This is a genomic window from Cytobacillus gottheilii (assembly GCF_018582665.1).
GTDB lineage: Bacteria > Bacillota > Bacilli > Bacillales > Cytobacillaceae > Cytobacillus > Cytobacillus gottheilii.
Window position 1 is genome coordinate 2,716,574 of the sequence record NZ_CP071709.1, and the last position, 22,810, is coordinate 2,739,383.

General features: G+C 39.0%; 28 protein-coding genes. 5 read left to right on the plus strand and 23 right to left on the minus strand.

Annotated elements, in window-relative coordinates; translation table 11 throughout:
• Positions 1 to 91: 91 nt before the first annotated feature.
• The gene (gene deoD / locus J1899_RS13405) at positions 92 to 796 is read right to left on the minus strand and encodes a purine-nucleoside phosphorylase (RefSeq protein ID WP_214474436.1); all 705 of its coding nucleotides are present in this window, start codon (positions 794 to 796) and stop codon (positions 92 to 94) included.
• A 106-nt stretch (positions 797 to 902) separates the two neighbouring features.
• Here deoD and J1899_RS13410 point away from each other — a divergent pair, with 106 nt between their 5' ends.
• Positions 903 to 1,145 (plus strand): hypothetical protein, encoded by a 243-nt coding sequence (locus J1899_RS13410; RefSeq protein WP_214478978.1) that lies wholly within the window; start codon positions 903 to 905, stop codon positions 1,143 to 1,145.
• 65 nt (positions 1,146 to 1,210) lie between these two features.
• Here J1899_RS13410 and J1899_RS13415 read toward each other — a convergent pair whose 3' ends face one another.
• The 3 genes from J1899_RS13415 to J1899_RS13425 form a co-directional block, all read right to left on the minus strand.
• A complete protein-coding gene (locus J1899_RS13415; protein WP_214474444.1) occupies positions 1,211 to 1,519 on the minus strand; it encodes a YodL domain-containing protein in 309 nt (102 codons plus the stop codon).
• A 253-nt stretch (positions 1,520 to 1,772) separates the two neighbouring features.
• A complete protein-coding gene (locus J1899_RS13420) occupies positions 1,773 to 2,543 on the minus strand; it encodes a sporulation protein (protein ID WP_066444585.1) in 771 nt (256 codons plus the stop codon).
• Positions 2,544 to 2,687: 144 nt separating this feature from the next.
• Entirely contained in the window at positions 2,688 to 2,861 is a 174-nt protein-coding gene (locus J1899_RS13425) for a YozD family protein (RefSeq protein WP_066444583.1), read from the minus strand.
• Between the two features lie 177 nt (positions 2,862 to 3,038).
• Between J1899_RS13425 and J1899_RS13430 the strand changes: the two genes are divergently transcribed.
• Positions 3,039 to 3,203, plus strand: a complete 165-nt coding sequence (locus J1899_RS13430) for a hypothetical protein (RefSeq protein ID WP_156495746.1) — start codon at positions 3,039 to 3,041, stop codon at positions 3,201 to 3,203.
• Here J1899_RS13430 and J1899_RS13435 read toward each other — a convergent pair whose 3' ends face one another.
• The 15 genes from J1899_RS13435 to J1899_RS13500 all read right to left on the minus strand — a co-directional run bounded on the left by J1899_RS13435 (position 3,204) and on the right by J1899_RS13500 (position 17,348).
• Positions 3,204 to 3,899 carry a hypothetical protein gene (locus J1899_RS13435; RefSeq protein WP_214474447.1) on the minus strand — a complete coding sequence of 232 codons (696 nt, stop codon included), beginning with the start codon at positions 3,897 to 3,899 and terminating at the stop codon, positions 3,204 to 3,206.
• A 175-nt stretch (positions 3,900 to 4,074) separates the two neighbouring features.
• Positions 4,075 to 4,296 (minus strand): YozE family protein, encoded by a 222-nt coding sequence (locus tag J1899_RS13440; RefSeq protein WP_066444575.1) that lies wholly within the window; start codon positions 4,294 to 4,296, stop codon positions 4,075 to 4,077.
• Between the two features lie 180 nt (positions 4,297 to 4,476).
• Complete coding sequence (locus J1899_RS13445) at positions 4,477 to 5,295, minus strand: alpha/beta fold hydrolase (RefSeq protein ID WP_214474449.1); 819 nt, start codon at positions 5,293 to 5,295, stop codon at positions 4,477 to 4,479.
• A gap of 379 nt (positions 5,296 to 5,674) precedes the next feature.
• Positions 5,675 to 5,800: a hypothetical protein gene (locus J1899_RS22750; RefSeq protein ID WP_281420580.1), complete on the minus strand. Its 126-nt coding sequence runs from the start codon at positions 5,798 to 5,800 to the stop codon at positions 5,675 to 5,677.
• A gap of 212 nt (positions 5,801 to 6,012) precedes the next feature.
• Positions 6,013 to 6,291: a YokU family protein gene (locus J1899_RS13450; RefSeq protein ID WP_214474452.1), complete on the minus strand. Its 279-nt coding sequence runs from the start codon at positions 6,289 to 6,291 to the stop codon at positions 6,013 to 6,015.
• Entirely contained in the window at positions 6,281 to 7,705 is a 1,425-nt protein-coding gene (gene kamA, locus J1899_RS13455; protein WP_214474461.1) for a lysine 2,3-aminomutase, read from the minus strand. Before kamA ends, J1899_RS13450 begins: the two co-directional genes overlap by 11 nt.
• Positions 7,706 to 7,896: 191 nt before the next feature.
• Positions 7,897 to 9,300, minus strand: coding sequence for a sigma-54 interaction domain-containing protein (locus J1899_RS13460; protein ID WP_214474473.1), 1,404 nt, complete (start codon positions 9,298 to 9,300; stop codon positions 7,897 to 7,899).
• 65 nt (positions 9,301 to 9,365) lie between these two features.
• Entirely contained in the window at positions 9,366 to 10,163 is a 798-nt protein-coding gene (gene ablB, locus J1899_RS13465) for a putative beta-lysine N-acetyltransferase (RefSeq protein WP_214478842.1), read from the minus strand.
• Positions 10,164 to 10,294: 131 nt separating this feature from the next.
• Positions 10,295 to 11,716, minus strand: a complete 1,422-nt coding sequence (locus J1899_RS13470) for an aldehyde dehydrogenase family protein (protein ID WP_214474475.1) — start codon at positions 11,714 to 11,716, stop codon at positions 10,295 to 10,297.
• A gap of 3 nt (positions 11,717 to 11,719) precedes the next feature.
• Positions 11,720 to 13,060 carry a 4-aminobutyrate--2-oxoglutarate transaminase gene (gene gabT / locus J1899_RS13475; protein ID WP_214474477.1) on the minus strand — a complete coding sequence of 447 codons (1,341 nt, stop codon included), beginning with the start codon at positions 13,058 to 13,060 and terminating at the stop codon, positions 11,720 to 11,722.
• Between the two features lie 2 nt (positions 13,061 to 13,062).
• A complete protein-coding gene (locus J1899_RS13480; RefSeq protein ID WP_246586485.1) occupies positions 13,063 to 14,340 on the minus strand; it encodes a peptidase in 1,278 nt (425 codons plus the stop codon).
• Positions 14,341 to 14,367: 27 nt separating this feature from the next.
• Positions 14,368 to 15,033 carry a 3-oxoacid CoA-transferase subunit B gene (locus J1899_RS13485; RefSeq protein WP_214474488.1) on the minus strand — a complete coding sequence of 222 codons (666 nt, stop codon included), beginning with the start codon at positions 15,031 to 15,033 and terminating at the stop codon, positions 14,368 to 14,370.
• The gene (locus J1899_RS13490; protein ID WP_214474490.1) at positions 15,018 to 15,710 is read right to left on the minus strand and encodes a CoA transferase subunit A; all 693 of its coding nucleotides are present in this window, start codon (positions 15,708 to 15,710) and stop codon (positions 15,018 to 15,020) included. The genes J1899_RS13485 and J1899_RS13490 overlap by 16 nt, the downstream gene beginning before the upstream one ends.
• A gap of 2 nt (positions 15,711 to 15,712) precedes the next feature.
• The gene (locus J1899_RS13495) at positions 15,713 to 17,068 is read right to left on the minus strand and encodes an aspartate aminotransferase family protein (protein ID WP_214474492.1); all 1,356 of its coding nucleotides are present in this window, start codon (positions 17,066 to 17,068) and stop codon (positions 15,713 to 15,715) included.
• A gap of 109 nt (positions 17,069 to 17,177) precedes the next feature.
• A complete protein-coding gene (locus J1899_RS13500; protein ID WP_066444527.1) occupies positions 17,178 to 17,348 on the minus strand; it encodes a YjcZ family sporulation protein in 171 nt (56 codons plus the stop codon).
• Between the two features lie 174 nt (positions 17,349 to 17,522).
• On the opposite strand from J1899_RS13500, the gene J1899_RS13505 reads away from it, so the two are divergent.
• Positions 17,523 to 18,608 carry an SGNH/GDSL hydrolase family protein gene (locus tag J1899_RS13505; RefSeq protein WP_214474494.1) on the plus strand — a complete coding sequence of 362 codons (1,086 nt, stop codon included), beginning with the start codon at positions 17,523 to 17,525 and terminating at the stop codon, positions 18,606 to 18,608.
• A gap of 84 nt (positions 18,609 to 18,692) precedes the next feature.
• Here the strand turns inward: J1899_RS13505 and J1899_RS13510 are convergent, their stop codons facing one another.
• Genes J1899_RS13510 through msrA form a run of 3 tightly spaced genes read right to left on the minus strand, consistent with a single transcriptional unit; the run spans position 18,693 to position 20,176 of the window.
• On the minus strand, positions 18,693 to 19,187 hold the full coding sequence (locus J1899_RS13510) for a PTS sugar transporter subunit IIA (protein WP_214474496.1): 495 nt from the start codon (positions 19,185 to 19,187) through the stop codon (positions 18,693 to 18,695).
• A gap of 18 nt (positions 19,188 to 19,205) precedes the next feature.
• The gene (gene msrB, locus J1899_RS13515; protein WP_066444518.1) at positions 19,206 to 19,640 is read right to left on the minus strand and encodes a peptide-methionine (R)-S-oxide reductase MsrB; all 435 of its coding nucleotides are present in this window, start codon (positions 19,638 to 19,640) and stop codon (positions 19,206 to 19,208) included.
• A 2-nt stretch (positions 19,641 to 19,642) separates the two neighbouring features.
• Positions 19,643 to 20,176, minus strand: a complete 534-nt coding sequence (gene msrA, locus J1899_RS13520; protein ID WP_066444513.1) for a peptide-methionine (S)-S-oxide reductase MsrA — start codon at positions 20,174 to 20,176, stop codon at positions 19,643 to 19,645.
• A 157-nt stretch (positions 20,177 to 20,333) separates the two neighbouring features.
• On the opposite strand from msrA, the gene J1899_RS13525 reads away from it, so the two are divergent.
• On the plus strand, positions 20,334 to 20,498 hold the full coding sequence (locus tag J1899_RS13525) for a hypothetical protein (protein ID WP_180320207.1): 165 nt from the start codon (positions 20,334 to 20,336) through the stop codon (positions 20,496 to 20,498).
• An 80-nt stretch (positions 20,499 to 20,578) separates the two neighbouring features.
• Here J1899_RS13525 and rsgA read toward each other — a convergent pair whose 3' ends face one another.
• A complete protein-coding gene (gene rsgA / locus J1899_RS13530; RefSeq protein WP_066444512.1) occupies positions 20,579 to 21,631 on the minus strand; it encodes a ribosome small subunit-dependent GTPase A in 1,053 nt (350 codons plus the stop codon).
• A gap of 346 nt (positions 21,632 to 21,977) precedes the next feature.
• Between rsgA and J1899_RS13535 the strand changes: the two genes are divergently transcribed.
• Positions 21,978 to 22,730: a DUF4397 domain-containing protein gene (locus J1899_RS13535; RefSeq protein ID WP_214474498.1), complete on the plus strand. Its 753-nt coding sequence runs from the start codon at positions 21,978 to 21,980 to the stop codon at positions 22,728 to 22,730.
• Positions 22,731 to 22,810: the final 80 nt, after the last annotated feature.

Sequence of the window (22,810 nt, forward strand, 5' to 3'; positions counted from 1 at the left end):
ATGGTAAATTTTATACAATTTTTCATAACCGTCTTTACTCGATTATCAAAATAAAAAACTGGCCAAACCGGCCAGTTTAGTTTAACATTGCTTATTCTTTAATAGCTGCTTCTAAAGCAACTTCAATCATTTCGTTGAAGGTTGTTTGTCTTTCTTCTGCTGTCGTTTCTTCACCAGTTAAAATATGATCGCTTACCGTTAACACAGATAATGCTTTGCGATCCAGTTTAGCAGCAAGCGTGTAGAGTGCAGCTGTTTCCATTTCAATCGCAAGAATTTGATATTCAGCCCATTTTTCCAGCTCAGCATTATCGTTATAAAACATATCTGCAGTAAAAACATTTCCAACTTTTAAGTTCAAGCCTTTTTCAAGACCGGAATCATATGCTTTCTTTAAAAGATCAAAATTAGCAGTTGGCGCATAATCAACACCGCCAAAAGTAAGCCTATTCATTTGAGAATCTGTTGATGCAGTCATCGCAAGGATAACATCTCTAACTTTTACGTCCTTTTGGATTGCTCCACAAGTACCTACCCTTATTAGGTTTTGGACATTATAGCTGTTCATCAATTCATTAATGTAAATAGATATGGATGGAACCCCCATACCAGTTCCCTGAACTGATATGCGTTTTCCTTTATATGTGCCTGTATATCCGAACATATTACGGACTTCGTTATAGCATTCTGCACCTTCCAAAAAGGTCTCAGCAATATATTTTGCTCTGAGCGGATCTCCCGGCAATAACACCGTCTCAGCAATTTGGCCTTCTTTTGCTCCAATATGTACACTCATTAAAAAAACCTCCCAATTTCTAACTGTGTTAACTCTTGTTACATTCACAATATACCATATAGATACTTGCGAAGAAACCTTCAGCACCAGAATGAGAAAACTCATCATGGACAAACTATTGTTAGCTTCTCAAGTTTTTAGTGAGAAATGCACAGCTAACACATATTCCGCAGTATCTTTTAAAAAAGGAAGGGGAACCAATATGGGAAAAAAACATCGCAATCGAATTAATTCACCAAAGAAAAATAATCATATTCCCGAAGAAGCAATAATCGCCGAACAAGAGGCTCACGGAAAAGAATATTCAGCTAGCGGGGGGCGTAAAAACGGTCCCGGTTCACATAAATAATAGAGAATAAAATGAAAACTCCCTAAAAGAAGGGGAGGTTCACTCCTTCTTTTAGGGAAAATAGATTACCGTATATGAATTCGATTAATTTCCTGCCAGCCGCCTGGCTGAAGCTGGTAATAGCACTGGCCGCGACGACCCTCATCTATATAGAGGATATCTCCAGTAGAAATATATCTGCCCCGAAAATCAGCAGGAAGCCGATCTAGTACATTAAATTTTTTGAACACACTGCCTAAACATTCATCATGATCTGCACTTTCCACCATGATGCGGTAAACTTGTTTATACCCCTTTTTCTGGTTAAACATTGGTGTTTGAAAAATAGTGACATCAAATTGTTTCTTTCTAGTTTTTGTTAATTCCTTCAGCATCTACATCCCTCCAAATGTTTACATAGTAATGGATATAACTAAGTCCTTTCCTTGTATAACAGTTTAGAGATTAGGCTTGTCGTTTCCTTTATCAGAAACATTCTATTTTTGTCGATTTAGAAAAGATATTTTACATTTTTTTAGCTAAGTCGAGCAATTCCTGCTTTTTTAAACATTATGTATGCCCAGAGAGAAGGTTGGGTCCCATTTTCTGACAAAAAAAAGATGAGGCCATTCCCCATCTTTTTTTCCTTTATGAATACTGTGCAATGACTGATTGCAATTTCTGCTGCAGATTTGGTATATCGCTTTGATGAATCATTAACCTTAAATTAGACTCATCCATTGACAACGCTTCTGATAAGAAGCCGCCTAAACCGCGCGCTTTTCGATCAACCTGCATTAAGATTTCTGTCTGGTTTTGGGAGACAGGGAAAAAGACGATTTCAAGCTCATCCAAGCGTCCTCGGAAAGCACCTGATGTTGGGACAAACTCAAATTCTTGGATAAATGGAAGTCTTTTTCGTAAACGATGAGGTGCCTGTTCGCACTCAACTTCCCTGATTCGGAATCCCAGGTTAGAAACCGCATGTAAAACGGAATTTACTAATTCATTCGGTATGACTGTAATATAATCCTTGTCAGTTGGATCAACAGCATTTTTTATATCAAGGCCCGTTGCCAGCCAGACTTTCGTTCTACCATAAGAGAGCGGTGTATCTAACGGCAGAATAAAAGAAAAGGGAATCTCTCTTCTTTCATTGGCGTTTAATGTAAAAGCTTCAGTAATATGATAACGTTCAATTTGTCCTGTCACATTTACTTTCTTATCATCTGATTCTTTAATATAGGTTGTATTTAAAGTTAAATAGATGTCAGAAATATGCTGCTCAGTATTTCCTCCCTGAATCTCAACAATTCCCTTTACTTCACTCCCAGGCATTACTTTATCACTTTCAAGTTTTGTATCAACTTTAGCAGACCCAATCCCTACACTAGCCAGCATCTTATTAAAAAAAGACATCCTATTCCCTCCCGGATCATTACAAAGGTATTTTAAATTTCTGTATGTATACGTTTTAAAAGAATTTAAGTTTCATTAAAATGCAAAAATGGCGAATGTTATTCGCCATCTTGATCGTCACCTATTGGGTCCTGGATTAAACTTTTATTCATCGTCTATTTGTTCGTCAATAATGCATTTTTGCAGTAAATATTCAAATGTAATGTCAGCTAGATCGTCTAATTCACCCTCAGTTGGGACATACCCCCGTTTCGCCAGCTCATGAAAGAAAAATTCTGCAATCTCCTCCGTATCAATAAAAACCTCAATTTCCCTCATAGCAACGCCCCCTTTGTACCAAATGTATGACAGACAGTACTGTTTCATGTGCACATATTACATTCCTATCTATTAATACCTCTTATTTGAAAGCAAATCGTTCTAGACAGACTAAAAATGGCATAAAGATAGATTCATATACAGCTTTCATCCCACTATTTATCCGGAGGTAATGACATGAAAAAAATATCCTGCTTAGCCGAAGCATTTATTGAAGATGTAAATGATGATCAAGGTAAAATAATAAATTTCTTAAATAAAGGGCTTCAAAAAATGTTCCAGACCTTTTTATTAATAGGGATTCCGGTTGTTGGGTATAGCATCCTTCAACTTTTCATCTAGTTAAACGGTGCTTTTGCCATCATTTTCAGCTAAGTTTTTTAATTTTCTAATAATCATACGCATAATATATTTGTATTCTTCATCCTGGAACAAACGGTATAAGATCTGATAATCATTATAAATATCAAGGAGTCCATCGATTAGCTCCTGCTTATCCTGCTTGATTGCCAGAAGGTCTTTCTCGGCTTTTCTGAAAGTGGCTTTTGATTCCTTTAATTCAGGCAATTTTTCTTTTTTGTTCATTAAATAAAGAGTACCGAGTTTTTGTATAAAAGCCTCAGCACTTTCTGCATCAGCAAGAAGTGTTATTTCTTCTTCTGAGGCTTCCAGCCATTCGCCATCATTCATCCTTGAGAGCTCATAGATTACATCCTCCCAGGCATCCTCTTTGTATCTCCATATTTCAGTACGAAAACCAACAATTTTGAAAATATCTGTACCATATCCTTTTATCTGCACTAAATCACCGATAAAATATTGATATTCAATATCTACATGCTCCTTTTCAACAATACTTCCTTTGTAATCTGATAACAACTGTAAGCTTGATTCAACATATAAGCCTTCACTTTTATTCACTTCATACACATACATATCATCCAGCCATTTTACATCTGTAATTTTCCCAACCGTACCATATATAATAATGACGACTGTATCGCCGATATTGTATTTTGCTTTCTTCCGATTATTCATTTCCTCCATCCTCTCAATGAATCACCGCAGCTTTTGAATACAATAGTATATGCATAAACGATAAAATTCGCTTCATCAGATTTGAATCTGCCTTTTGAAGTACACAGCAAAAAAACACTCCAGCGTAATGAGTGTTTTTTTCAATTATATGGTGTTGTGTCAAAAAGACAGTATGTTATCCTTCAGAAAGCAAATAAAGCTCCCATGCTTCATCAAAAACCATCATACTTTGTAAATAACTCCCATTCAACTCGAGATACGAGCTAATTTCTTCGTAGTTTTCAGAAGTTTTTGGGAAGCTATGATCCTCGTAAGCGTCATTAGCAAACTGGCTAATTTCGTCTTTTGGATTCGGATGTCTGTACTTCATTAAAAAATGATAAAAGGTTTTAGCCATATTAAACGCCTCTCTGTTTCATTAAGAATTAGTTATATGATGATTGAATAGACAAAATAAATCAAGAAGAAAAATATGCGACCATATAAATTCATAAACTGAGACGCTGTATTTCAGTGGAACAAAACTTAAATAAGACCCGGCACACGCCAGGCCTCATTTAGGAATACGGCTTCTGTCTTATTCTAATGAAGAGGATTGAAGAAATTCGAGAATTTGTTTATTATATTTTTCAGGTTCATCATGAAAAACACCGTGACCACTTTCTTCAAAAGGAACAAGCTTTGCATTAGGAAGCTGGTCAGCCAGCTGCACGCTAAAATCATATGGACAAATTTGATCTTTTTTCCCATGAAGGATCGTGATTGGTGCTGCAATACCTGACAGCTCATTGCGAAGGTCTTCATCTCTTAATGCAATAGCTGAGTGTATGGTACCATATGAAGATGAAGAAACAGCCATATTTAAGAACCATTGTTGAAATTCTTCAGAAGGCTCCTTCTCAAAGAACTTTTCTCCAAAAGATGCAATTGCGTGTGGACGATCTGTCTTCAGCTGATCAATCAGAGTGTCTACCTCCTCTTTCTCCATTCCAAAAGGGTAGTCATCCCGTTTTGTAAAAATAGGTGCTGCTGGGCTAAGTAACAGCAGTTTTGAAATTCTGTCTCCATCGTAGCGCGACATATATCTGAGAGCGATTGGCCCGCCCATTGAAAAACCCGCAAGAACAGCATTATTTATATCAAGCTTTTGAATAACACCATGAATATCGTCTGCCATCGTATCATAATCATATCCATTAAATGGTCGATCTGATTTTCCATAACCACGCAAATCAATTCCAATAAACCTGAACCCGTGTTTTGGGAGCTCATTCATTTGATATTCAAACATTCCATGATTTAATGGCCAGCCATGTAGGAATATAACAGGCTGTCCATCTCCGATATCTTCTGCATATATTTGTACATTGTTTTTGGTGTTGATGTAGTGTCCCATAAAAATCTCCTTTCAAATTGATTCCGGATGTTTGATTAATTTTCATTCGTTTTTCTTTACCCTTTAGATTGAAGTCGGAAACAGTACCTGGCATATGAGATCCTAACCAAATCAATCAATTAAGTTACGCTTCGTAATACGGTAAAAAAGAGAGCTCTGCCGTCGCAGAACTCTCTTACTTTGTCACTCGGTTGCTTCAATTAAAATTTTTGTATAAGCTAAAGTCGCGAATTTCAGCAAGCACTTTAACAAGAAGCAAGCTGGTATTTTTTATTTAGACTGGTTCTAATCATTAAGACCCAAGTGAAGGTCTAAATCAAGAATTAAAAAATCTTCCGCCTTCTTATCCTCATTCATATTTCCAAGGTTAAGGCCAAGGTCAAGCCATAAATGCATTGTTCATTAGAGATCCGTCTTTCTTAACAGTTGCAATGATGTCATAAATTGTTTCAGAACAAGAATTTAAGGTTTCACCATTTTCTGTTGGCAGGACTACAACATTCAAGTCCGTGTTTACATCCACTAAAGACGTTTTTTCGCAATTAAACTCTTTTAGCCTGTACTAAAGAACTCTTTACAATTCTAGTGGTTAGTTGATATCTCCCCTACGCCCCTACTGGGTTTCAGCATGTCCGTCATTCAAAAAAATCACCCCAGCAAGAGGGCGATTTTTCTTAAAATAATTATTGAAATAACACAGTTTGTTATTAAGATATTTTAGAAATCGAAATAGTTTCTCTTTAATATTCTTTCCATCTCCATAAGATCTTTATATGAAATCACGTCGCTTAATTGCTTACGATTGATAAGGAATAACTGATCTTCGATATTTTTCACCATTTCATCATTTTGATAAATCATATGACAATCATTACAATAAATAGATGGGGTATCAGTAATTTCAATCGCTCTTGTTCCTTCTGGCAATTCCCAATAAACCGATTGCTTTGTTATATTCACATGGCCACTTTCACACCAACCACAGTTATTGCCCATCAACATTCTCCCCCTCTTTACTGATTTGGCCAGCTTTTTTTCGTTCTGCAAGATATTTCTTTTCCTTTAGCTCATCTCGCTTTTCCCGCTTATCCTTTAAAGAGTTATGAGCAGGGTCCTGATCATACAGTTCACGCCGATTTAATCGCTGAAGTCCTTTTGGGACAAGGTTGAATGCTGTGTCATTCATTAACGCTGCAATACCTACATTGGATTGCTTTTTTGAAACATCAGGGTAGATTTGTGCAAAATAATCATCCGCTTTTCCTGCTGTATAATTCTCTGGCTCTGGATACGTTGTAATCACGCCCTCAAAATTACGCAGCACCGTTTTTTCTGCACTTTGGGAAATCACGTAATTAGGCTGTAATGCAATTTTTCCGCCGCCGCCAGGTGCATCGACGACGAAGGTTGGCACTGCATACCCCGAAGTATGCCCCCTCAGTCCTTCAATGATCTCCAGCCCTTTTGCTACTGGTGCACGGAAATGTCCGATTCCTTCAGATAAATCACACTGATAAATATAATATGGACGTACTCGGATTTTAACGAGATCATGCATCAGTTTTTTCATAATCGGAACGCTGTCATTGATACCAGCGAGTATAACTGCCTGATTACCAACAGGAACTCCTGCATCAGCGAGCATTTCACATGCTTTTTTTGCTTCTTCCGTTATCTCAATGGATGTGTTGAAGTGGGTATTGAGCCAAACAGGATGGTATTTTTTCAAAATATTGCATAAATTCTCGGTAATCCTCTGTGGAAAAACAACTGGTGCTCTAGTGCCAATTCGAATAATTTCGACATGATCAATTTCACGCAGTCTTTTTAAAATATATTCTAAAATCTGATCATTAATTAACAGTCCGTCACCGCCTGAAATAAGAACATCCCTAACTTCTTCGGCAGATGCAATATAGTCAATTGCCTCATCAAGCTGTTTTTTTGGCACTCCCATCCCAATTTGTCCCGAAAACCGCCTTCTAGTACAATAGCGGCAGTACATCGAGCATTGGTTGGTGACAAGAAATAATACACGATCAGGATAACGATGTGTCAACCCGGGAACAGGTGAATCTTCGTCTTCATGAAGCGGATCCTCCAGGTCGTATTTCGTTTTGTACATTTCCTTTGAGATGGGAACTGATTGCATTCGAATTGGACAGCGGGGATCATCTGGATTCATGAGCCATGCATAATAGGGTGTTATATTTAAAGGAATCGTTTTTGTCGCAATTTTCACGCCTTCTTCTTCATCTTCTGTTAGGTTGATCACCTTTTTTAAATCGTCGAGAGTTCGAATCGTATTTGTCAGCTGCCAAAGCCAGTCATTCCATTTTTCGTCGGGTACATCTTTCCAAAGTTCAATCTCTTTCCAATGTCTTTCAGGCTTATATAAATTGTATTTCATGCAAACTCCCCCTTTATCCTCTTTCATAAATATAGGATGCAAGATTCATGCCAAAGTTTAAAACCTTTGCATTAACATATTCAAAAGACTAAAATCATGCGACTTTGCCGGCTGGCGAGCCTGTTAGCCGACCATTAAGCTTAGCTGCACTTCTATTCTCTGAATATCCGAATGAGGAGGAGTTCTATTCTTTAATGATTTGCCGAATTTTCGGCAGTACTAATATTGTATTTTTGAATTTTGTATTGTAAGGTTTGGCGGGGGATTTGCAGGAATTGTGCTGCCTTTTTGATATTTCCTTCTGAGTTTTCTAGTGCTTGTTGTATTAACTCCTGTTCAAATTTCATCATCTTCTCCTTTAATGGCGCGGAGCCCATCGCCGCATCCGCTTTTTTGTATTTAAGCATAATGGGGAGATTGGCCTCTGTCAGCATCTGTTCTTCACATAAATTCATCATATATTCGAGCGTGTGTTTTAGTTCTCGGACATTGCCTGGCCAGGAATGGTCAAAGAATATATATTCAACTTGTGTTGACAGACCTTGCACTTGCTTGCCTAACAAATTATTATATTGTCCGATAAAGTAATTGGATAAATACAGAATATCTTCTTTTCTTTTTCTTAAGGGCGGGAGTTCAAATGTTAATACATTCAGCCGATAAAACAAATCTGCTCGCATCATTTTTTTTTCAATCGCTTCTTTTGGATGAATGTTCATGGCAGCAATCACACGTACATTCACAGTTTTGCTTTTTACCGAGCCAACGCGCCGAAGTTCACCATCCTCCAGAATTCGCAGCAGCTTTGCCTGGAGCTCAGGTGGCATTGCATGGATTTCGTCTAAAAACAAAGTCCCTTCATCAGCAAGTTCAAACAATCCTGGACGGTCAAGTGCACCGGTATAGCTTCCTTTCGTTGTGCCAAATAGGATGCTTTCCAATAGGGCTTCAGGAATGGCTGCACAATTTTGTGTTATAAAAGGACCTTTTGTAGCAGTCGAGGCTTGGTGAATTGCTTGTACAAATAATTCCTTGCCCGTTCCGCTTTCCCCAAAAACAAGAATCGGTGATGGAGAACTTGCCAGTTTTTTAGCATGCTCCTTAATTTCCATTAACTCTTTATTAAGTGTTAGTAAGTTATCAAATGTATATATATGCTGTGTTGCTTTTTTTCGTTTTTGCTGTGGTGTAAACATAAGGCTCTGTAAATGCAGTAATTTTTCTGAGATGGCTTTTAATCTTGTGTAATCCTTCGCGATCTCAACAGCACCAACTAGTTCGCCATCTACATATAGCGGATAGGTTGAATTGACCGTTTCAATTTTCTTTCCATGGATATTCACATAAACTTGTGTTTCGTTTAAAATCGGCTTACTTGTATGAATCACCCGCAGCAATGTACTTGACTGGCTGTTTAGTGATGGAAATGCTTGAAGTAGCTGCTTTCCAACCACTTCATTCGCTTTCAGCCCGTCGTGATTACTCGCTACATCATTATAATAAATCGTGGTGCCAGTCAGATCGACTACATGAATTGCTTCGTCAATCCCTTTTAAAATCGCATCTAACACCTCTCTTGAAATCTGCTGATTCATGCGCACCACCCTCTCCCTTTGCATCTGCCAAAAACTCGGCACATAGTGCCCGTTTTTCAGCAGCCTTAATGAGCAGATAAATCTTTCACCCACACATTCATATCCTCAAGCTTATTAAAAATAAAACAATTTTTAGTTAAACGGCCGCGATATTTATATCCGAGTGAATGAAGGGAAGCATTCATGCCAAATGATAAAGATCTTGCGATGGAATAAGCACAATAAATGTTATGTTTCTTTAAAACTTCTTCAAGCTGCACAAGAAGAATTTTCATTAATTGATGCTTTCTATGCTGAGGAAGTGTCGCACAATCTGTCAGCTCTGCATTCCCATGCTCCCAGTCAATTTCGGCTGCAGCAGCACTCACAAGTTCTTCTCCAAAATACACTCCATAATAAACGGTTCCTTCTTCCATTGTTTTACGGATGTAAACCGGATCGTGGAGCGGTACAGGATAGATTTCAAATACCGTTTGATAGAGCAATGCCATAGCTTGAACATCTTCGGCAGAAAGCTCCTTTAATCTATATGGTTTCGGCAGCATAATAGCAGTCTTCTCAGAAACTTCTTTATCCTGCACAGACTGTAATACATCATCCTCTTCAATCCAATGCTCACTGTTTCTGCGTTCGCTAGAATAATATTTACAGAAAAAGTACATATCGGTTCCCCTAAAAAACTGATCAATCTTAGCTTCTAAAGAAAAACCCTGCTCCTGAAAAATGGGTAAATCCTGAAGCTTCCCTTTGACAATTAATTTTTCTGCTTGATTCTCCCGGGCAATCTCTTCTGCATACTTTATAGATTCTAAAAGACTTCCTATCAGTTTATCAACACGAATTCTTTTATTAAAAGGGTCCATATATATGATAAGCTTACAAGCATCTTTTTCGAATTCGACTGTTTTGCCCACACCCTCACCATCCAATCATCATTTAGTTTAAGTATATGAAAAGAAAGACCCGGAAAACCGGGTCCTGAATACTGCTTCTATCAATCAAGCTTAATGGTAATAAGCTTCAGCTCAGTCATCTCTTCAATCGCATACTTAATTCCCTCTCTGCCGGTGCCGCTTTCCTTAACACCGCCGTAAGGCATATGGTCTACACGGAAGGTTGGAAAGTCATTAATCATAACCCCTCCAACCTCTAATTTTTTCGCTGCTTGCATTGCATGCTGGATATTTTGAGTGAAGATGCCGGCTTGTAAGCCATATTTCGATGTGTTTACCATGTTAACGGCATCCTCTAACTGTGAAAATGAATTGATATGAACAACTGGGGCAAACACTTCCTCACAAGAAACCTTCTCCTGTTCGTGCACATTTAGCAGAACAGTAGGCTGAAGGATACCATTCTCTGTGTTTCCTCCCAAAGCCAGCTGTGCTCCGCGGCTTACAGCACTATTAATCCACTCTAGTGCACGGTTCGTATCATCCTCTGAGATTAAGGCTGAAAGGTCGGTTTCTTCATTTAAAGGATCACCAGTAACTAAGTTTTTGGCTGCCTGTAAAAATGATTCTGAGAAGCTTTCCGCCAGGGTTTCATGTACAAAGATGCGCTGTACCGAAATGCACACTTGGCCTCCATATACAAATGCACCAGCTGCGATACGCTCTGCCGCTTTCTTTGGATCTGTTCCTTCATCGACAATTACCGCAGAATTGGAGCCTAATTCGAGTGTCACCTTTTTCAGTCCGGCTTTTTCTTTTAAAGACCGTCCTACGCCTGGACTGCCTGTAAAAGTAATCATTGAGAGGCGTTCATCTGTGACCAAAAGATCACCGATGGTTTTGCCGCTGCCTGAAACTACATTTAGTGCACCTGACGGCAAGCCTGCTTCATGAAAATATTGGGCAATGCGATAGGCTGAAAGGGGAGTTTGCGATGCAGGCTTAAGGACAACCGTGTTGCCTGCTGCAATAGCTGGCCCAATTTTATGAGCGACTAGATTCATTGGGAAATTAAATGGTGTAATAGCCCCGATGATTCCAAGGGGTTCTCTCATCGTATACGCAATACGATTTTCTCCGCCAGGCGCTGCATCCATCGGAATGGTTTCTCCATAAATTCTTCTGGCTTCCTGAGAAGCAAATTTATAGGTCATGATGGTGCGATCCACTTCACCTCGTGCCGTTTTTATTGGCTTAGCGGCTTCATTTGCAATGATCTTAGCACAGTCCTCCCGATCTCTTTCAAGGAAACTTGCCACTTTTTCGAGAATATCCGCCCTTTTATGTGCGGGCATCTCTCTAAGTGCAGAAGCAGCTTCTTCTGCTGCTTCAATTGCCAGGTTTACATCCTCTGCTGCTGCAGAAGCTACTTCTGCAATCACCGTGCCGCTGTAAGGACTTTTTAATGTAGAATAAGTGTTAGTTTCAACGTTTTTTCCATTAATCCATAAATGTTGCTTCATCTTTTATCCTCCTGTCTGACAGCATTCCTTTATAACATCTTCTAAAATTGAGAAGCCTTCCTCCAGCTGTTCATCACTCACAACTAAAGGAGTTAGCAGGCGGACAATGTTGCCATATAACCCAGCACTCATAATGATTAAACCTCGGCTTTGTGCCAGTGCTGTAATGCTCTGAACAAGCTCTTTGTCCGGCTCCTTTGATACTGAATCTTTAACAAATTCAATGGCACACATTGCTCCTAAAGCTCTAATTTCGCCTACCTTATTATATTGTAAAGGAAGTCTTGAGAATTTTTCAGCAAAAAAGCTTCCGATATGATCCGCGCGTGCGAGCAAGCCATCTTCTTCGATCATGTCAATAACCTCTAATGCTGCGACACAGCCAAGCGGACTTCCGCCATATGTTCCCCCAATCTCTCCTACGCCCGGGGCATCCATTATTTCGGCTCTGCCTGTTACGGCACTAATCGGTAAACCGGCTGCAATTGATTTTGACATCGTTACTAAATCAGGAATAACGTCAAAATGTTCGATTGCAAACATTTTCCCTGTCCGTCCAAATCCTGTTTGCACCTCATCGGCAACAAACAAAATCCCATGTTTTTCACAGATTTTTTTCACCTGCTGTACAAAATACAATGATGGAATAACAAAGCCGCCTTCTCCTTGTACAGGTTCCATAATGACCGCAGCGATCTCTTCTGGAGAGGCTTCATTTAGGAAAAAATCATGAAATTGAGCGAGAAGCATATCATCCAATCCTTTTTGATCACCATGTTCATTTCGGTAATAGTATGGATATGGCCATTTATAGGTTTCTGGAACAAAGGGCCCAAACTCATATTTATATGGCTTCACCTTGCTTGTCAGTGACATGGACATGTATGTGCGGCCATGAAAGCCGCGCTCGAAGGAGATAATCCCTTTTCTTCCGGTATATTTTCTTGCAATTTTAATCGCATTTTCCACCGCTTCGGCACCTGTGCTTAAGAAAAAGGTCTTTTTATGATGTGATCCTGGCGTTATTTCATTGAGTTTTTCAGCAAGCTTTATATAAGGTTCATACATCATGACATGAAAGCTTGGATGCAGATATAAATCGATCTGTTTTTTTAAAGCATCAACTACTCGCTGTGGACAATGACCTGTATTTAATGAACCGATGGCACCGGCAAAATCAAGAAACGTATTGCCATCAACATCTGTTAAAAGTGCTCCGTTTCCTTTTGCTGCGAAGGTTTCTACTGTATTAAACGGACCTCTGGGTACATGCTGTTTCTTTGCTTCAAGCAGCTTTTTTGCCCTCGGCCCCGGAATAGCTGTTTTCAAATAGATATCTGACATCCTCAATCCCCCTGTTCATCACGTATTTCGCACCAATTCATGATTGCTTCAGCAATAACTTCAGCAGCCGTAAATACCTCTTTTAATTCGATATATTCGTTTACATCATGTGCTGCGGCTGTCACACCCGGTCCAATGACAACAACTGGTGTATTTCCGACATTAGCGAGCAGACCTCCATCCGTCCCCCATGGAGATGCTTCAATCACTGGCTCAATTCCTTTTACTTTCTTATAAGCTTTTGCTACTGTTTGAATTAATTCATGATTTGTTTCTAAATTGCCCGGCTGCCATCTGGCTCCAAACCATTCTACTTCTGCCGGAAACTCTTTAAACCACGGATCAACATCTGCCAGTTCTTTCAGACAGGTTTCAAGCTGTACTGCAGCGTCTTCCATTTTTTCATGCGGTGCAACTCCAATTCTTCCTTCAATCCAGGCCAGATCAGGAACAGAGGAGGGCCATTGCCCGCTTGTTATTTTTCCAATATTGATCGGAATGGGGATCGGAATATTTTTATATAGAGGATCGGTAATCTGATCATTCCGCATTTTTTCCAATCTGTTTAAAGCATTCATAACCAGAATACTCTTTTCTATCGCATTAACTCCTTCATAACGTGTGCCGCCATGTGCTGATTTTCCTTTCACCGTAATTCTGAACCACATGGAGCCTTGCTGTTTAGGAAATATTTTCATATTGGTAGGTTCCGGAATGATCGCCCCGTCCGCCTTGTAACCTCTTAAAATAGCTGCCAATGTGCCAGCTCCGCCGCTCTCTTCTTCTATGACACTTTGAAAAATAATATCTCCTTTTAATTGAACACCCACTGATGAAATCGCTTCCATAGCTAATAATAAAGCGACCGTACCGCCCTTCATATCAGTTGAGCCTCTACCATATAGCTTCCCATTTTCGACCACAGCACTATATGGATGATGGATCCAATCTTTTTCATTGCCTTCAGGCACAACATCAATATGACCATTTAGAATAATCGACTTACCGCCTCCGCTTCCCTTTTTTACGGCTACGACATTTGGGGTGCCAGAAAAATCTTTACGGTCACAATAAAATGCCTGATGCTCTTTAAGCTCATCACTGCCAATTTCCCATATATCAAGTTCAAGACCCAGCTTTCTGCATTTTTCAATAATGACTGCCTGGGCACTGCTTTCATTTTCCCTTACACTATTTTCTTGTACAAGCTGCTGCAACAGCTTGATCCCTCGATGTTCATTCTTATGCAGCCATTGCTTAATTTTTACCGTTGTATTCACTTTCCTGCCTCCTTTCTGCAAAAGCATTCACTCTTCATGCCATATTACATTTTCTGCGATAGTTAACTGGCAATCGGTGGAATGAATTACATCTTCAATACTGTAAGGCGAAAATACTTCCTTCAGCAGCAGACCTTGCTCTGTTACTTCAATGACCGCCAGATCCGTAATGATTAAGTTGACACATTTAGGGGAAGTGAGCGGCAAAGAGCACTTTGCTGCAATTTTTGATTTTCCGTTTTTATCGGTGTGATTCATTAAGACAACAACCTTTTTAGACTTTTGTGCAAGTTCAATTGCACCACCCATGCCTGGAACCTTTTTGCCTGGCACAATCCAATTCGCCAAGTCTCCTTCTTCATTTACTTGTAATGCACCTAAAATGGTCATATCCAATAATCCCCGTCTGATCATTCCAAAAGCAATCGTACTGTCGCAATAGGATCCGCCCTCTTTTAAGGTGACAGGCAAACCGCCTGCATTACATAAATTAGCATCCTCCATCCCTATTTCTGGGCTTGGACCTATCCCGGTTATACCATTCTCCGCATGAAAAATGACTTGGATTTCATCTGGAAGATGATTCGGCACAAGAGAAGGAATTCCGATCCCTAGATTGACAATCATCCCATTTGTAATTTCAGCAGCGGCTCTTTTCGCCATTTTATTGCGGTGATCTATTCCCAAACCCATTTCCAGTTCACCCCCTCAGATACAACGATATAATCCACAAAAACACCTGGAGTCACAATTTGATCAGGATGAAGTTTCCCCACAGGAACAATTTCCTCTACTTCAGCAATCGTGATTTCGCCTGCCATGGCAACAAGCGGGTTTGTATTTCGTGCACTCTTGTCATAAATTAAATTTCCGTATGGATCTGCCTGTTTTGCATAAACAATGGAGATATCAGCGGTTAAAGCCGTTTCAATTAAATACTCTGTGTTCTCCAGCTTAACTTTTGGTTTATGATTTGCTATAAAGGAGTTTTCCGTTCCAATATCAGAAAGGATGGCGGGTATTCCCACTCCGCCTGCCCGAATTCTTTCTGCTAAAATACCTTGCGGTGAAAACTCAATATCCAGCTTACCTTCTGTCATCAATTGTCCAGCAACAGGATTTGAGCCAATATGTGAAGTAATAATCGATTTTGCTCTTCCGGCACAAACAATTTTACCAATTCCAATGTCTGGGAATCCCGTGTCATTTCCTATTAAATGCAAATTTTCTGCCCCGCTGTCCAAAATTTCATCAATTAGTCCAGGCGGTGTCCCAATTCCTCCAAAACCGCCATACATAATCGTCATTTCATTTGTAAATAGATGCTTTATTTTATCGAACGATGTTTTCTTGTTAAAAGGTTTAACCAAATTTATGCACCTTCCTCCTTTGTAGAACTGCTATCAGTTATCATCATTTGAAACGTTTTCTCAAGACGTTTCCCTAAATCATCCATTTCGGGTTCAGTAATTGTTAAAGGGGGAGCAATTATAATAGCATCGCCATGAATTCCATCTTCACCAGCACCAGCTGGATAAAGAAGCAAACCATTCTTCTGAGCAGTTGAAATGAGACGCTGCGTAAACAGCATTTCACGCGGGAATACAGTCTTTTTGGTTGGATCTTGCACAAATTCAAGGCCAATCATTAATCCTTTCCCGCGAATATCACCTATAAAAGGAAAGGAGATTTGCAGTTTCCGAAGAAGATTTATTAAATAAATGCCTTTTTTTTCTGCCTGCTTTACAAGATCATTCTTCTCTAAATAATCCAAAACAGCTAAAGACACGGCACAGCTTTGCGGATTTGCACTAAGGGTGTGTCCACTCATAATGCTTTTGCTGCCTTTTAGAATTGGTTCCATCACAGAATCACTGACTAAAGCAGCTGCGATCGCCGTATAACCTGCTCCCATCCCTTTTCCTAATGCAACAATATCTGGAGCTGCGTCCCAATGCTCAGCCGCAAACATTTTTCCCGTTCTGCCAAAACCGGTCATAACTTCATCCGCAATAAAAAGGACGCCATGCTTTTTACAGATTTCTTTTATAATCTTGTAATAGTCCTTTGGAGGTGTCAGGGCTGCTCCGGCAGCTCCAACGATCGGTTCGGCAATAAAAGCTGCTATATGTTCTGGTCCAATCCTTTTAATTAAAAGATCAAGCTCATGTGCACAGCTATACTGGCAGCTGCCCTCGATTTCATCATAAGGGCATCGGTAACAATAAGGAGGCGGCAATACAGGGCAATCTTCGAGAAGAGGCATAAATCGTGCTCGTCGTCCTTTATGTCCTGACATGGATAAGGCACCAAGCGTAATTCCATGATAGCTGATCCATCGTGAAAGAATTTTTGTTTTTGTAAAAACACCTTGTTCCTGCCAATATTGAATGGCAATTTTCATAGCTGTTTCAGTTGCTTCAGATCCGCTGTTAACAAAAAAACTCCAGTTCAATTCACCTTTTGCCAATTCAGCCAATTTTAATGCCAGCTTTTCAGCAGCTTCACTTGTAAATTGAGAGCGATATACAAAAGAAACCTTTTCAGCCTGTTGCGCCGCTGCCTGGATAATCTCTTTTGTACCATGACCAATATTGGCTGTTATCGCTCCAGAGCTTCCATCTAAATAGTCATTTCCGTCCATGTCAAATAAGTAGACTCCTTTGCCATAATCAATAACCGGATATGTTTCATCAAGCAGTGGTTTAATTAAATAAGAAGGATCCACTGTTCCCACCTCATTCTTGTCAATTCTTTCAATTATATGATCTTAACGACGGTTTCTTTCATACAAAAAAACTGCCTGTAACAGGCAGTTTCTTTGAGTCATTCATATTTTATTTTCCGTAGCAGCTTGCGCCGATAATAATCAACAAGATAAATAACACAACGATTAATGCGAAACCTTGAAATCCGCCTGTATGACCAGTATATGCACCAGCAACTGGGTAGCTGTATCCAGGTGTGTAGCAAGGGTCTCCGCATCCGTAGTTATATCCGTAGTTCATCAATATCCACTCCTCATTTGTATTAGGCATTTTCAATATTAACTTATGTAATAGGTGCTTGACCTGAGTGTGCATTCGCCCATATTCTAAAATTTCCAATTGTTTCTTTATCTTTCATTTATGTTACATTTACGTTACGATAAGATTAGTACATAAATGCGAGGGAAAACTTATATGCTAAAGAAAAAAATCAGAATTTTCGTTTTTATTATTGCTGCAGTTACTGGAATAACGTTTATAATTAATTATTTTTCTTCTTCAAAAGGTGTGGCTGAATCAGCAAATCTTTACGAAAAACTGGCAAAAAGAGAAGAAATCAGCTATTTAATCATAGGAGACAGCATAGGCAGAGGCTCTGGTGCCTCACATAAATCTAAAACCTGGTTCAGGAAAATGGAAGCTGCACTGTTTGCAAAATACAGGGTGAAAACGGAAAGACATCTGCTTGTCCAAAGTGGCGCTACCGCATTTGAGGGCTTATACAAACTCCAAAACGCAAAGCAGCTTGAACATATTGATCTAATTTTTATCGTCTTTGGTGAAAATGATCGTAAATATATGGATGTCACTCAATTTGCTCACACATATGAAGCATTAATAAGAAAAGCGAAACAGACCTACCCTAACAGTGAAATTATTACGTTTACAGAAAGCTCTTTGAAGGAAGATGAATTTGCCGATAGTATTAAAGAAATTACCTATCATTATCATGCTAAAAATATAGATATGCGCCTTCCTTTTTCAAAATCTGAATACCCTGCAGATCAACTGACGACTGATCTGGTCCATCCTAATGACCAAGGATATGAGCTGTATAGCGCTGCCGTATTAGAAACACTACAGGAACTTACTTCTAAACAGGAAAGTATTGCTTACTTGGCAGAACCTATTTTTCCTAATGCGGATATCAGCTTAAAGGAAATACATGATGTGCATATGTCAAGTGGATTTACAAAGGAAAAGAATTATTGGGTTAGCGAATCAAAAGGGGATACACTGGAATATTCCTTTACAGGCACAATGCTCGGTATACGCGCGTTGCGCAGTGAAATAGGAGGAAAAGCAGATGTTTATCTGAATGGCAATTGGATTACCGAAATTTCAACTTGGTGGCCATTTGAAAGAGAAAGATATTTATATATTGCCAGCGGCTTAGAAAATAAGAAACATACAGTTGTTTTTGTATCAAAAGGTGAAAAATCGATTAACAACACAACAGATCATCACACTGTAGCCATATCATCAATCATTACGGATTAGTCATTCGATTCTTATGATAAACAAAAGCCTAAAAGCAATTTGCTTTTAGGCTTTTGTTAAAAAGAGAACGTATATATGTCTCAATTACTTCATTGTTACTGTCATGACGACATTCGATGCTCGCTGAACAGAAGATGCTAACTGTTTTTCCAGTGAAACTTGGTCAGTATTTGTAATAATAACTGGAGTGATCGTGCTTTTAGCTTTTTCTTTTACCAGGTTCATATCGAAAGTTACAAGCTGATCTCCAACTTCTACCTTTGAGCCTTCTGAAACATGTGCTTCAAAGCCCTCTCCATTCATAGAAACAGTCTCTAAACCGATATGAATCAAGATTTCTGCTCCATTTTCAGCTTTAAGCCCAATCGCATGCTTTGTAGGGAACACTTGAAGTACCTCTCCTTTTACAGGAGAAACAACAACACCTTCAGTTGGTTCGATAGCAATACCATCACCCATCATTTTCTCTGCGAAAACAGGATCAGGTACAGTATCTAAAGAAACAGCTGCACCAGAAAGGGGTGCCAAAATGTCTACAGATTTTACTTCTTCTTTCTTACCGAATAATTTTTTAAACATCATAATCACCTTTTACTTTTATTTTTCTTGAAACAATTTTAGATAAACTTCATAGCCCTCTTCCTGCAGCTGATCTTTCGGAATAAATCGTAATGCAGCTGAGTTGATGCAATAACGAAGACCTGAGGGTCCCGGACCATCGTCAAATACATGCCCAAGATGAGAATCAGCTGATTTGCTTCTTACCTCGGTTCTAACCATAAAATGGCTTAGATCTTTTTTCTCAAGAATTTCTTCGTCTTCAATTGGTTTTGTAAAGCTTGGCCATCCACAGCCTGCATCATATTTATCAAGTGAACTGAATAGAGGTTTACCTGATACGATATCTACATAAATGCCATCTCCGAATTCATCCCAATATTCATTGCGGAAAGGCGGCTCAGTTCCATTGTTCTGAGTTACATCATATTGCATTGGGCTAAGCTTCTCTTTTAAGTCCTTCTGATTGGTCATTTTTATTCACCCCAATGTCTTTTAATATAGTCTGCTCGACCAGATCCTTGCTGGTAAGCATTATACCGAGTCGGATTCTTTTTGTAAAAATGCTGATGATAATCTTCTGCAGGATAAAAGACAGATGCAGGCAAAATCTTTGTTTGGATCGGCTTTTGGAATTTACCGCTTTCCGCGAGATCGTGCTTTGATTGTTCTGCCAGCATTTTTTGCTGTTCGTCATGATAAAAAATAGCTGTCTGATACGATTGACCACGGTCGTAAAACTGGCCGCCAGCATCCGTTGGATCAATTTGCTGCCAGTATAATTCAAGAAGCTTTTCGTAAGGATATACCTCTGGATCAAATTTAATTTGAACAGCTTCATAATGACCTGTTGTTTCCGAACAGACTTCTTCATAGGTTGGATTTTCTTTCGTGCCGCCTGTATAACCTGACAATACCTCAATAATTCCAGGCTGTTCGTCAAATGGTTTTACCATGCACCAGAAGCATCCCCCTGCAAATGTAGCTAAATTGCTTCGCTGATTTTCCATTCCGTCCACCTCTTTCACATTCTCTTCATACTTATTCCCTATTCGAAGAGGTTTAACGCATTCAACATAAGAGTAAAGAAAAATTAGATATTATGCAAGAAAATAGACTAGATGAAGGCTAAGTACACAGGGAAAAAATCTAGAGGGAGGTTTAAAGATGAAAGTAAAAACTTTATATGGCTGGACCGAATCAAAAATGGACGACAGAATCAATCATTTTATCAATGATCCTCGTATTGAAGTCATTCATATCCAATATGCTTCGCCGGTCTTCTTTTTTAGTGCGATGGTTACTTATAAAGAGAAAAAGGAAATGCTATAAGCCATAAATGCTTACATGGCACCTGATAAAAAAAGTTAATAACAATATAAAAAAGCGCAGGATCCTGCGCTTTTTGCCTTTTATCGCTTATTCGATTGAACTGATACACTTTTCCAGAGTTTTTTTTGTTCTGCCTGTGCCCGCTTATCTTGTTTTCGGTCTAGATAAGCCAGCTCCCTCAGCAATTTTTTATAACTGTTTAACCTTGCTTTTTCTATCTCTCCAGCCTTTATCTTTGCCTTTACAGCACACCCAGGTTCTTTTTCATGCTGACAATCTCTAAATTTGCAATCCATGGCAGCCTTTTCGATATCGCTAAAGCTCTCACTAACTCCATGATCACTATCCCATAATTGCAGCTCTCTCATTCCAGGGGTATCAATTAAAATACCGCCGTTTGGAAGTAAAACTAATTCACGATGTGTTGTCGTATGTCTTCCTTTATCATCTGTACCTCTAATCTCCTGCACTTTTTGCTTTTCATTTCCAAGAAAAAAGTTTGTTAAAGTGGATTTGCCAACACCCGATGATCCCAATAAAGCAACTGTCTTTCCCTGCTGCAGATAAGATGTCAATTGATCAAGACCTTCCTCTGTCACAACACTAACTGAAATGACAGGTACACCAAGCGCTACTGATTCAATTTGAGCAATTTTCGAGGCAAGATCACTGCATAAATCAGATTTAGTTAAAACAATGACAGGATTTGCTCCGCTTTCCCATGATAATAGTAAATACCTTTCAATTCTTCTTACATTAAGATCCTCATTTAATGAATTGACTAAAAAAATAGTATCCACGTTTGTTGCCACAATTTGTTCTTCCGTACTTACACCTGCAGCTTTCCTTGAAAACTTACTTTTTCTCGGCAGGAGACGGTGAATGATGCCACGGTTTTCTCCGCTCATTTCTTTCACGGCAACCCAGTCTCCAACAGCAGGGTAATCTTCTCTTTCGGTTGCTTCAAAAGAAAATTTTCCTGATACTTCACAAAGTAATTCTCTTGTTTCTGTCACTACCCGGTAAGATCGTTTATGTTCTAATGTGACTCTTCCAGCCACATATCCGTCTTTCTCAAATGGTTTAAAAAAACCTTCAAAATGATCGTCATAACCTAAATTTTTTAATGTCAAATTTATTTCCTCCGTTTTCGTTTATAAAATAATAAAAACCATAGGCATACACAGCCCATGGTTTAATAAACGAAAGAGAAAAAAACATACTTTCTTCTATAAACTTTACAGATTAAAATCCATTTGGGCTGTGCTAGTGCATTCAATTAACGTTTGATTTACAAATAAACTTGCCATAACACATCACCCTTTCACTTTTGATTTTTTTATTATATCACTAAATTCAGAAAAAGCAAACAGTTTATCATGTCATCCTTAATTCTTTGGTTTTTTAGACACTCACCTAATGCAATTCGCATAATCTGCTATTACATACTTTTATAACCATTGTTAGGAGGTCACCATTTTGGAGAATCACACATCAACACAGCCTCATTTTATGAAAGCTGAACACTATAGAATAAAAGCTGACTATTATAAGTACACAGATATTGAAAAGTATACAAAGTATTACCAAAAATACTTACAGCACATTTATTCAGCGATGAAGCATTCCAGAACGAACTCTCTCCAGCCTCTGCAGGTCCTGCCAAGCAGAGTTCGCTTGCTTCATGCTGCACATGATGTAGAAAAAGCAGATATATACTTAAATGGTTCTAAGATTTTACAAAACTTTCGTTATTCTAATGGAAGCAGTTACTTAGCTTTGCCTTCCGGTACGTATCAGCTTGATGTACATCCAGCAGGCAATTCCGATCAAAGATTGCTGCACCAAGTGATGGAGATAGAACCGGGCAAGGCATACACCATTACCATATCAGGTATTGGAGAAGCTATAAAAGGTACAATATTTGAAGATGATCAAATCGTTCCGCATGGTGAAGCGTCATTTAGATTTATTCATTTATCAACAGATGCACCAGCCATTGATCTAGCCGTTAAAAATGGGGATGTTGTGTTTCATAGCATCAGCTACCGGCAAGCAAGCGAATATCTTGGCATCTCTCCCATAACCGTTCATCTGCATGCAAGAGTAGCAGGAAGTGATAATCATATATTTCCAATCGAAAATATAGTCTTTAAGGCAAATACAATTAACACTATTTTTCTCGTTGGATCTATTACAGGCCGCCCTAAATTAGATGTCTTAATGATGTGAAGCTGCATTTAATGACTCTATTTTATACTGCGGAATTCTCATAATAAAAGAGGTGACCTTCTGGCCACCTCTTAAAATAA

Coding starts and splice junctions, on each gene's coding strand:
- deoD (WP_214474436.1), bottom strand. CDS start 796: ATGAGTGTACATATTGGAGCAAAAGAAGGCCAAATTGCTGAGACGGTG.
- J1899_RS13410 (WP_214478978.1), top strand. CDS start 903: ATGGACAAACTATTGTTAGCTTCTCAAGTTTTTAGTGAGAAATGCACA.
- J1899_RS13415 (WP_214474444.1), bottom strand. CDS start 1,519: ATGCTGAAGGAATTAACAAAAACTAGAAAGAAACAATTTGATGTCACT.
- J1899_RS13420 (WP_066444585.1), bottom strand. CDS start 2,543: ATGTCTTTTTTTAATAAGATGCTGGCTAGTGTAGGGATTGGGTCTGCT.
- J1899_RS13425 (WP_066444583.1), bottom strand. CDS start 2,861: ATGAGGGAAATTGAGGTTTTTATTGATACGGAGGAGATTGCAGAATTT.
- J1899_RS13430 (WP_156495746.1), top strand. CDS start 3,039: ATGAAAAAAATATCCTGCTTAGCCGAAGCATTTATTGAAGATGTAAAT.
- J1899_RS13435 (WP_214474447.1), bottom strand. CDS start 3,899: ATGAATAATCGGAAGAAAGCAAAATACAATATCGGCGATACAGTCGTC.
- J1899_RS13440 (WP_066444575.1), bottom strand. CDS start 4,296: ATGGCTAAAACCTTTTATCATTTTTTAATGAAGTACAGACATCCGAAT.
- J1899_RS13445 (WP_214474449.1), bottom strand. CDS start 5,295: ATGGGACACTACATCAACACCAAAAACAATGTACAAATATATGCAGAA.
- J1899_RS13450 (WP_214474452.1), bottom strand. CDS start 6,291: ATGGGCAATAACTGTGGTTGGTGTGAAAGTGGCCATGTGAATATAACA.
- kamA (WP_214474461.1), bottom strand. CDS start 7,705: ATGAAATACAATTTATATAAGCCTGAAAGACATTGGAAAGAGATTGAA.
- J1899_RS13460 (WP_214474473.1), bottom strand. CDS start 9,300: ATGAATCAGCAGATTTCAAGAGAGGTGTTAGATGCGATTTTAAAAGGG.
- ablB (WP_214478842.1), bottom strand. CDS start 10,163: ATGGACCCTTTTAATAAAAGAATTCGTGTTGATAAACTGATAGGAAGT.
- J1899_RS13470 (WP_214474475.1), bottom strand. CDS start 11,716: ATGAAGCAACATTTATGGATTAATGGAAAAAACGTTGAAACTAACACT.
- gabT (WP_214474477.1), bottom strand. CDS start 13,060: ATGTCAGATATCTATTTGAAAACAGCTATTCCGGGGCCGAGGGCAAAA.
- J1899_RS13485 (WP_214474488.1), bottom strand. CDS start 15,033: ATGGGTTTGGGAATAGATCACCGCAATAAAATGGCGAAAAGAGCCGCT.
- J1899_RS13500 (WP_066444527.1), bottom strand. CDS start 17,348: ATGAACTACGGATATAACTACGGATGCGGAGACCCTTGCTACACACCT.
- J1899_RS13505 (WP_214474494.1), top strand. CDS start 17,523: ATGCTAAAGAAAAAAATCAGAATTTTCGTTTTTATTATTGCTGCAGTT.
- J1899_RS13510 (WP_214474496.1), bottom strand. CDS start 19,187: ATGTTTAAAAAATTATTCGGTAAGAAAGAAGAAGTAAAATCTGTAGAC.
- msrB (WP_066444518.1), bottom strand. CDS start 19,640: ATGACCAATCAGAAGGACTTAAAAGAGAAGCTTAGCCCAATGCAATAT.
- msrA (WP_066444513.1), bottom strand. CDS start 20,176: ATGGAAAATCAGCGAAGCAATTTAGCTACATTTGCAGGGGGATGCTTC.
- J1899_RS13525 (WP_180320207.1), top strand. CDS start 20,334: ATGAAAGTAAAAACTTTATATGGCTGGACCGAATCAAAAATGGACGAC.